The 7,492-nt window shown below is 68.2% G+C and carries 6 protein-coding genes and 1 pseudogene; 2 read left to right on the top strand and 5 right to left on the bottom strand.

The window, feature by feature from the left end; translation table 11 throughout:
* Window positions 1-329, bottom strand: a pseudogene (locus JYJ84_RS23430) (EamA family transporter); the annotation flags it as partial.
* A 193-nt stretch (window positions 330-522) separates the two neighbouring features.
* On the bottom strand, window positions 523-708 hold the full coding sequence (locus JYJ84_RS23425; protein WP_006480515.1) for a hypothetical protein: 186 nt from the start codon (window positions 706-708) through the stop codon (window positions 523-525).
* A gap of 208 nt (window positions 709-916) precedes the next feature.
* Here JYJ84_RS23425 and JYJ84_RS23420 point away from each other — a divergent pair, with 208 nt between their 5' ends.
* Both JYJ84_RS23420 and JYJ84_RS23415 read left to right on the top strand, forming a co-directional pair.
* Window positions 917-1,675: a DeoR/GlpR family DNA-binding transcription regulator gene (locus tag JYJ84_RS23420; RefSeq protein WP_089451863.1), complete on the top strand. Its 759-nt coding sequence runs from the start codon at window positions 917-919 to the stop codon at window positions 1,673-1,675.
* A 105-nt stretch (window positions 1,676-1,780) separates the two neighbouring features.
* The gene (locus JYJ84_RS23415; RefSeq protein ID WP_175222966.1) at window positions 1,781-3,574 is read left to right on the top strand and encodes a phospholipase D-like domain-containing protein; all 1,794 of its coding nucleotides are present in this window, start codon (window positions 1,781-1,783) and stop codon (window positions 3,572-3,574) included.
* 76 nt (window positions 3,575-3,650) lie between these two features.
* On the opposite strand, the gene JYJ84_RS23410 is transcribed toward JYJ84_RS23415, so the two are convergent.
* From JYJ84_RS23410 to JYJ84_RS23400, 3 genes are all read right to left on the bottom strand, one after another.
* On the bottom strand, window positions 3,651-4,325 hold the full coding sequence (locus JYJ84_RS23410) for a TetR family transcriptional regulator (RefSeq protein WP_122948037.1): 675 nt from the start codon (window positions 4,323-4,325) through the stop codon (window positions 3,651-3,653).
* Window positions 4,326-4,441: 116 nt separating this feature from the next.
* On the bottom strand, window positions 4,442-5,710 hold the full coding sequence (locus tag JYJ84_RS23405; protein WP_122948036.1) for an FAD-binding oxidoreductase: 1,269 nt from the start codon (window positions 5,708-5,710) through the stop codon (window positions 4,442-4,444).
* A 138-nt stretch (window positions 5,711-5,848) separates the two neighbouring features.
* Window positions 5,849-7,441, bottom strand: coding sequence for an amino acid permease (locus JYJ84_RS23400; RefSeq protein WP_122948035.1), 1,593 nt, complete (start codon window positions 7,439-7,441; stop codon window positions 5,849-5,851).
* Window positions 7,442-7,492 lie beyond the last annotated feature (51 nt).

Below are 7,492 nucleotides of genomic sequence, written 5' to 3'. Positions count from 1 at the left end.
GGGACGGCCAGCACGGCGGTGGCGAGCGGCTGCAGCGCACCGAGCAGCGCCATGACACCCGCGTTCAGCCCTTGCGCGACGGCCCAGTAGCTCGCGCCGAGATAGACGCCCTGCAGCAGCGCGCCCGCGATCAGGTGGCGTGGCCATTCGCGCCGGGCCGGCCACGGCGCGCGCGCGACGAGCGCCACCGCGCTGAATAGCGCGGCCGTGCCCGCGAAACGCGCGAGCAGGAACAGGTTGGGATCGGCGTAGGGCTTGATTGCCCGCGCAACGATGAAGCCGGTGGACCAGAGTGCGACGAAGGCCGCGGCGACGATCGAGGTCAGCATGCGTGGCGGGCCGCGAGGCGGCCGGACAGAATCGTAAAGCCAGCCAGTATCGGGGGAAGCGAGGCCGGCGTCTTGTCGAATCCTGCACTCATGCGTACCGCGCATGCGGCCGCCTGCGCGGGCCGGGCGGGGCCGGGGGAAGGAGAGGGGCGCCCCCCCGCATGCGGAGCGGGCGAGCGCGAAGCCGCGGGGATCAGTCGATCGAGAACGTGTCGAGCGGCTGGTTCGCGCGTGCGTCGGTCGCGAAGCGCGCGGCGAGCTGTTCGTAGAGCCGGCGCGCCTCGTCGAGCGTCAGGTCGATCCAGTACGGATCGCCGGCCGCGTCGTTGAGACGTTCGGGCGGAAACTGGATTTCGATCACACTGCCTTTGCGATACATGGCGCGAGCCCCTTTGCTTGGTCTGTCATTCGGCGAAGCGCAAAGTGTAGCAACCGGCGCCGCGTCGATTCGCGCGCGTCAGGCAATACAGAATTTCGCTTTCGGGAAACGCGGCCCGGCAGGTTTCCCGCCGCAGTCAAATGCCGGTCAAACGGCCGTAATACAATGGGTGGCTTACCCATTACCAGTCGCCTCGGGCGCACACGCGATGCTGGCGGAACAACGTCATCAATTCATCCTGTCGGAGCTTGGAAGGTCGGGCGCATTGTCGGTTGCGGAACTCGTCCGCTCGCTCGACGTGTCGCGCGAGACCGTGCGGCGCGACCTGAACGCACTGGCCGCACGCGGCCTGCTCGTGATGACGCACGGCGGCGCGCTGGCGGCCGACCGCCGCGAGCCGAGCCTGTCCGAGCGCGAAGCCGCGAACGCGGAAGCGAAGCGCACGATCGGGCGGCGCGCGGCCGAATTCGTGCCAGACGATGCGTCGGTGCTGATCGATTCGGGCAGCACGCCGCATGCGGTTGCGCTCGCGCTCGCCGACCGGCACCGGCTGTCCATCTACACGAACGACTGGCGCACCGCGTTCGTGCTCGCCCGGCGCAACGGCAACCGCGTGACGCTGCTCGGCGGTGAGTTGTCCGACGACGAGGACGCCACCTTCGGGTTCGACACGATCCAGCAGCTTGCGCAGTACCACGTCGATTTCGCGTTCGTCGGCGCCGGCGGCATCACGCCCGACGGCGAATGCACCGACTACTCGCGGCTCGCGGCCGAGGTGCGCAGCCGGATGATCGCGGCGGCCGGCACCGCGATGATCGTCGCCGACCATTCGAAATTCGGCCGCGTGACGCCGGTGCGGATCAACGGCACGGCCGCCGCCCGCTATCTCGTGACCGAACGCGCGCCCGACAAGGCCGTGCGCCGTGCGCTGACCGCGCGCGGGATCGAACTGCTCGTGTGCGACTGACGCGCGTCCGACATACAAGGTTCATCGAACCGTCATCCCCAGGGAAGAACCGCCGTCAAGACTGACCCATTCACCTCGACCGGCCGCAAGGCCAGGGAGCAACGAATGACCGTCAGCGTGCGCAGCTATCTTTCCCCGACCCTGGTCCTGCTGGCCTTCGACTGGCCCGATGCGGCGTCGCGGTCCGATTTCCTCGGCTTCGCGATCCGGCGCACGCCGGGCTTCTGGTCGGCCGACGGCAAGACGCGCGCGCCGAACAGCTGGTTGCCGAACCGCCTGACGTTCGACGGCCCGGCCGCGCACACGCAGGGCGACGCGCCGACCGACCAGGCGCCGATCCAGAAATTCATGTGGTGGGATGCGCGCATCGATCCGCAGGACCGCGGCGCGTCGTTCCGCTATGACGTGTATCCGGTCGTCGGCACGCCGGCGAACCTGCAGGTGCTCGACGCGCAAGCGGGCGTGTGCGACGTGGTGCTGCCCGCGCACATCGAGGACGGCATCGGCACGTGGTTCAACCGCGCGGTGGTCAGCTCGCAAGCCTTCGCAAAGCAGGTCGCGGCGCTGGGCCTCGCGCCGAATGCGGCGCCGAGCGACGCGCAGGCGCTGAAACTGCGCACGTGGCTTGCGAACGACATGGAGCAGGTGTTCGCGGAGATGCTCGACCCCGCGTCGCGCGCGGCGTCGGCCGTCTATCACCTGACCGACACGCTGTGGGCGCTGCCCGCGTTCGAAGCGTTCGGACGCCAGCACGGCGAAGCGTCGCTCGCGATCGTCTACGACGCGCACACGACGGCGCGCAAGGGCAAGCCGCCGCTGCCGTCGCCGAACCAGCCGGCCGTCGAGGCGCTGCAGGGTCTCGCGACGCTTGCGCCGCGCGACAAGACGCACATCATGCACGACAAGTTCATCGTGACCGATGCGTCGTCGAACCCGGTGCCCGCGCGCGTGCTGACCGGCTCCGCGAACTTCACGACCGAGGGGCTCACGGAGCAGGCGAACGTGCTGCACGCGTTCGATTCGCCCGCGCTTGCCGCGCTGTACAACGCGCGTGCGCATGCACTGGCCGGGAATCCGTCGATCGCGGAGACGGCGAAGCTGTCGCCGGGCTGGTCGGAACCGATGACGATCGGCAGTGCGCAGGTGCGGCTCGCGTTTTCGCCGGAGCCGGCGGGGCAGCGCACCGAGATCGACACGATCGTCGCCGCGATCGCGGCCGCGAAGCATTCGGTGTCGTTCTGCCTGTTCATGCCGACCGACGCGGCGCTGCGCGACGCGTGCTTCGCGGCCGGCGACCGCGGGCTGATGATGTTCGGGCTGGTGAACAAGATCAACGTCGGCAGCGCGACGAAGGCCGATGCCGAGCAGCAGGCCGGCCAGACGGTCGATGCGGCGACGCTCGCGAACCTCGAGCTGTACCACCGCAGCCGCGACAACCATGACGTGATCGATGCCGCGTATTTCTCGCCGGCCACCGTGCCGCAGGGTTTCGAGCCCGAATTGCGCCTGTTCCCGGGGGAACTGGCGCCGGCCTTTCCGCCCGTCGTGATCCACCACAAGTTCATCGTGATCGATGCAGAGGGCGCGCATCCGGTCGTCTATACGGGCTCGGCGAACATGAGCCGCAACTCCGAGCAGTTCAACGACGAGAACCTGCTCGAGATCCGCGACCCGCGCATCGCGGCGATCTATCTCGCGGAATTCCTGCGGCTTTACGAGCACTATCGCGCGCGGGCACTGACGATCAATGCGAAGCAGCACGGCACGGACGGGGGCACGGGCGCGCATGCACGGCTCGCGCTGGCGCCCGATTCGAGCTGGGCGAAGAAGTATTACGTGGCGGGAAGCCCGGAAGAGAAGGCGCGGATCGCACTGGCGTCGACCGCGCCGACGGACTGACGCATGAGCGCGCGACGGGCGCGGATGGCGCGCGCCCGACGTGTGGCTGGCGGGGGAAACCGGCTGACGGCGCCGCTTATGCGGCGACGTAGCGCAGCACGGCGTCGGCGATCGTGTCGCGATGCCGCGCACGCAGGCGCGGCGCCGACGGATCGCGTCCGAACGCGGCGCCGAACGTGTAGCGGTTCGACACGCGGTGGAAGCAGAACGAGCTGATCAGCAGGTGCAGGTCGAACGCGTCGATGTCCTGACGGAACGCGCCGCTCGCCGCGCCGCGCTCGACCAGTTCCTCGAGCGTCTTGATGATGCTGACGTTGCGGTTCTTGAACGACTTGAGCTGCTCGAGATACTTCGCGCCGTGGATGTTCTCGATCGACACGAGGCGGACGAAGTCGCGATGCTTGTCGTGATAGTCGAACGTGAATTCGACGAGGCGGCGCATGCCCTCGCGCGGCTCCATGTCGCCGACGTGCAGCTCCTGCTCGAGTGCGCGGATGTCGCCGTACACCTTCTCCAGCACGGCCTCGTACAAGCCTTCCTTGCTTTCGAAGTAGTAGTAGAGCATCCGCTTCGTCGTGTTGGTACGCTCGGCGATGGCATCGACGCGCGCGCCGGCGAGGCCCATCGCGGAGAATTCCTGCGTGGCGACGTCGAGGATGTTGCGCTTGGTTTGCTCGGGATCGTATTTGCGCCGCGCATCGGACGGAAGCGCGCGGGGGGCGGACGTGGCGGCCTTGCTTCCTGCTTTCATGTGACTTTATTGTGGCTTCGGCGGCTTGGAAAAGCCATTCTAGCATGTGGGAAATCCCCGCCCGGCCGACCTCGCGCTCTAATCGGCAGGGCGGTTTCGGCCGCCGTAGCCGCCGCTCAGCGGCGGCAGGACGCGAGCGCGTCGCGAGCCTGGTATGCGCTGTACGTGAGCTGCGCGGCGGCGAGGCCCGCCAGCCCGAACGTGCGCGTGAGGCCGAACGCGTTGAAGCCTTCCGGCACCGGCCGGCCTTCGGCCAGCGCGGCCGCGAGCGCTTCGCCGGCGACCGTGGTCGGTGCCATCCCGTGGCCGCCGAACGCGATCGCGTGCCACACGCCGTCCGCGTCGCGGCCGATCTGCGGCATCTTGTGCCGCGCATAGCTCATCAACCCGCCCCACGCGTAGTCGACCTTCACGCCTTCCAGTTGCGGATATACGCGCAGCAGGTCGCGCCGCAGCAGGCGCGCGATCGCGTCGGGGCCGCGGTCGAGCACGGAGATCCGGCCGCCCCACAGGATGCGCGTGTCCTTCAGCGGGCGGTAGTAGTCGAACGCGAAGCGCGTGTCGTAGATCGCATACGGCGCGTCGATCGCGTCCGGCAGGCGCTCGCCGAGCGGTTCGGTCGCGATCACGTAGGTCGCGATCGGCAGCACCGCGCGCTCGATGCGCGGCGACACGCCGCGCGCGTAGCCGCCACACGCGAACACGACGTCCTTCGCGCGCACCGTGCCCTGGGCCGTGCGCACGACGTACCCGGCGCCTTCGCGCGCGATGCCGAGCGCGGCCGAACGTTCGTAGATGCGCGCGCCGCCGCGCGCGGCAGCGGCCGCGACGCCGAGCACGTACTTGAGCGGGTGGAAGTGGAAGGCGTTCGGCTCGAACAGGCCGCCGTAATAGCGCTGCGTGTTCAGCCGCTCGCGCAGCGCGTTCGTCGAGACGGGCTCCCAGTCGACGCCGAGTTCGTTCTTCATCAGCGCGCGCACGCCGTCGAGCCGGGAAGGATCGTCGAACCAGTTGGCGAGCATCACGCCCTGGTCGACGATGTCGCAGTCGATGCCGTAGCGCGCGATCCGCGCGCGGATCAGGTCGACCGCGTCGACAGTGAGCCGGTACAGCCGGCGCCCTTCGTCGCGGCCGAGCGTGCGCAGCAGGTCCGCGTTGTCGAGGCTGTAGCCGCCGAACACGAAGCCGCCGTTGCGGCCGGACGCGCCGAAGCCGACCCGTTCGCCGTCGAGCACGACCACGTCATGCACGCCGCGCTCGACGAGACCGAGCGCCGTGCACAGGCCGGCGAGCCCGCCGCCGACGACGCACACCTGCGTGTCGATCGTGCCGGTCAGTTGCGGATAGGGCTGGCGGGTAACGGTGGCTTCGTAGAAGTTCTGCATGTGATTCGGTGACTCGTAAACGGCGAAAAAAACGGACGGCGTGCGTCGATCTTGCCTGAACGCACGCGCCGCGTCGAATGGGGGTGTCGGGACGAACCGGCGGCGCTGTTCAGTCAGCCGCCGGCTCGATGTGTTTCGTCACGCGCCCGACGTCGGGTTCGCGGGACGGGCGATGTAGCCCGGGTTCCCGGCGTGGGCCTGGGCTTCGGCCGCCTCGGCCGCTTCGGCCTTCGCGTTGCGTTCGATCCACGGCGCGATCTCCATGTCCTCGTAGCGGACCAGCTTGCATTTGCGCACGAGCGCGTAGCCGAGCCAGATGATGAAGAAGAACGGCACGCCGATGTAGGTCGCGGTGACGCCGACCCAGTCGATCTTGTCGCCAAGGAACGCCTGGTAGTCCTGGCCCAGCGCGATGACCGCGCACAGCACGAACGCGAAGATCGGCCCGAACGGGAACCACTTCGACCGGTACGGCAGCTGGTCGAGACGGTAGCCCTGCTTCAGCAGGCCCTTGCGGAAACGGTAGTGGCTGATCGCGATGCCGAGCCACGTGATGAAGCCGGCCATGCCCGACGTGTTCAGCAGCCACAGGTACACGGTCTTGTCGCCGTACAGCGACGTGAGGAAGCAGAGGGCACCGATGGCCGTCGTCGCATACAGCGCATTGCGCGGCACGCCGCCGCGCGACAGCTTCGCGAAGATCTTCGGCGCGCGGCCTTCGACGGCGAGGTTGTAGAGCATCCGCGTCGACGCGTACATGCCCGAGTTGCCGGCCGACAGCACGGCCGTCAGGATCACCGCGTTCATCACGCCGGCCGCGACTGCGAGGCCCGCGTGGCGGAACACCAGCGTGAACGGGCTCACGCCGATATCGGTCACGTCGCTTTTCAGCAGGCTCGGGTCGGTATAGGGAATCAGCACGCCGATCACGAAGATCGCGAGCACGTAGAACAGCAGGATGCGCCAGAAGATCTGGCTCACCGCGCGCGGGATCGTCGTGCGCGGGTTTTCCGATTCGCCGGCCGCGACGCCGATCATTTCCGTGCCCTGGAACGAGAAGCCGGCGATCATCGCGACGCCCATCAGCGCCGGCAAGCCACCCGCGAACGGCGCGTCGCCGATCGTGAAGTTGGTCCAGCCTGCGCTCGGGCCGCCCTTCAGAATGCCGATGATCATCATCAGGCCGACGCCGAGGAACGCGACCACCGTCAGCACCTTGATCAGCGCGAACCAGTATTCGGCCTCACCAAAGCCGCGCACCGACAGCGCGTTGAGCGCGAAAATCAGTGTCAGGAAGAGCGCGCTCCACCAGACGCCCGGCACGTGCGGAAACCAGTAGTTCATCACGAGCTGCGCGGCGACGAGCTCGACCGCGAGCGTGACGGCCCAGCTGTACCAGTAGTTCCAGCCGATCGCGAAGCCGAAGCCTTCGTCGACGAACTTCGAGCCGTAGGTTGCGAACGAGCCCGACACGGGCATGAACGCGGCCATTTCGCCGAGGCTCGTCATCAGGAAATAGACCATCAGGCCGATCAGCATGTACGCGACGATCGCGCCGCCGGGGCCGGCCTGCGAGATCGATGCGCCGGACGCGACGAACAGGCCCGTGCCGATCGAGCCGCCGATCGCGATCATTCGCAGATGGCGCGCCTGCAGGCTGCGGTGGAGGGACGGCTTCGCGGGGCGCGAGCCGGACGAGTCGGGGGAATCGGGGCGAGCATCAGAATGCATGGGCGAGTGCTGGGTGCTGTCTCCGGATTGTTTTTTGGCTACGAAGCGCAA

The sequence above is a fragment of the Burkholderia sp. LMG 13014 genome (assembly GCF_905232215.1).
Classification (GTDB): Bacteria; Pseudomonadota; Gammaproteobacteria; order Burkholderiales; family Burkholderiaceae; genus Burkholderia.
Note: the sequence above shows the minus strand (reverse complement) of the source record. Positions and strands in the feature narration are given on the sequence as shown.